This window comes from Haloquadratum walsbyi J07HQW2 (assembly GCF_000415985.1).
GTDB classification, from domain to species: Archaea; Halobacteriota; Halobacteria; order Halobacteriales; family Haloferacaceae; genus Haloquadratum; species Haloquadratum walsbyi_B.
The window spans coordinates 1-1,559 of the sequence record NZ_KE356561.1 but is presented as its reverse complement, the minus strand read 5'-3'; the positions used below and the strand labels follow the sequence as shown (position 1 = coordinate 1,559).

The following is a 1,559-nucleotide window of genomic DNA, read 5'->3' as shown; positions in this document are numbered from 1 at the left end:
CGATGTTGAGCACTACTGACATCGCTCGTCGACGCGCGAACGAACTCGCAGAACGTGCCGAGGGGACAGCCCTCACGAACGGCTGTCAGCCATCGGGCGTCGCGGCTGCCTGCGTCTATCTGGCCGCCCAAGAGCAGGGCGCGTTGATTACCCAATCCACCGTCGCGTCGGCAACAGAGGTGTCAGTCGTGACGCTCCGAAGCCGGCGAGACGAACTCCAAGCGATCTGAGACGCCTCCGGTGGAGGAGTACCTACATACAGGCAGAGAGTCTACCAAGGAGTATGGACCTCGAAGAGACTGTCGAGTATCTGTCGACAGAACTCGATATCGAGCGGAGTGAGCACGTTCGCGAGGTCGGTCGAGCGGTCGCTAAGCTCCCTGACTGAATCGGTCTCAGGCGGTCAGATTTATCCCGTCGTCGCCGAATCCGTCCCCGCATTTCCTCACCCCTGAGTTTAAATACCAAACCGGGGGAAACGCGGAGCGAATCGATGACTGACCACAACTCAGACCGAGAGGCGTTCCAACCTGTCGGGGAGGGCGCTCTGGTGTCGGACCCAGCGCTGGATCACCCAGCAGACGGCCAGCCAAGCCGCCAGCGTGAAGCCTCGCATTCGGTAGGTATCCGGACGGAACAACCGACACAGACCGATCCTGTGTCTCCTGTGGCGCATCGATCTCGGCGTCGCAACGAAAATGCCGGTTCTGTCTCAAACACGAACTCGACGCCGCCTCAGCGTCGGATGCTGCGAGTTCCGAGCAATCACTCCGTGTGGTGTGATCCACTTCCTCGTCGAATCCGGGACGTTCTATGGTGCTGTCACGAAAGGGGCAGCTGCAGCGACACTTCTTACGTCAGGTCGCGACGAGCCGATCGACGACTGTACGCTCATCTACGATCTCGACGACGAGCCCGCACCCCAGCTAACCGAGCGCTGGCCTACGCTCCCCGCTGCTGTCGAGGTGACCTCAACAGCTGGCGAAGCGTTGCTAACAGCGACCCGTGAGCGGACAGCGTGGGACGAGAGGAGCGATCGTTCTCAGAAGGAGATTCCACGCGTCTATGACGAGCGTGGCCAGGGAATTCGTGATGAGTCGTCCCTCGAGCACACCCTCGACGACAGCGATCAGCTGTGGATCGTCCCAGCAATCACTGTTGAAACAGTACCCCACGAAACGGAATCCACCAGTACCGGAGCTGAAATCCCGACCCTGACAGCCCTAGAGTGCCAACACTGTACGAGAGAAACAGAACATCGGTTCAGAACACGCGAGTCGCTCCCTGACGAGACCTGGACGGGCCAACCAATATGGGAGTGCGAGGTGTGTGGCACAGGTCGCTACGGGCCTGCTCCCGAATAGGGCAGGAGGAATCTCGATGGTTAACCAACAGTCTCCGATAGAGATGACTTCTGTTGGTTAATACGGTGAGTACCCTCAAGTCCGACGTCAGTCACGGCGGGCGTTCATTCGGCAGGGTTCGCAGCGGCTTGCCTCCACAAATCGGGCGGGAACAGGGGTAGTGGGTAACGCAACGTGACATCGCCGGGTCCGGAA

At 59.8% G+C, this 1,559-nt stretch carries 2 pseudogenes; both read left to right on the top strand.

Going from position 1 to position 1,559, the window contains the following annotated elements:
• Positions 1 to 230: pseudogene (locus tag J07HQW2_RS00010) on the top strand (transcription initiation factor IIB family protein); the annotation flags it as partial.
• A gap of 263 nt (positions 231 to 493) precedes the next feature.
• Positions 494 to 1,364 (top strand): annotated as a pseudogene (locus J07HQW2_RS00005) (hypothetical protein).
• Positions 1,365 to 1,559 lie beyond the last annotated feature (195 nt).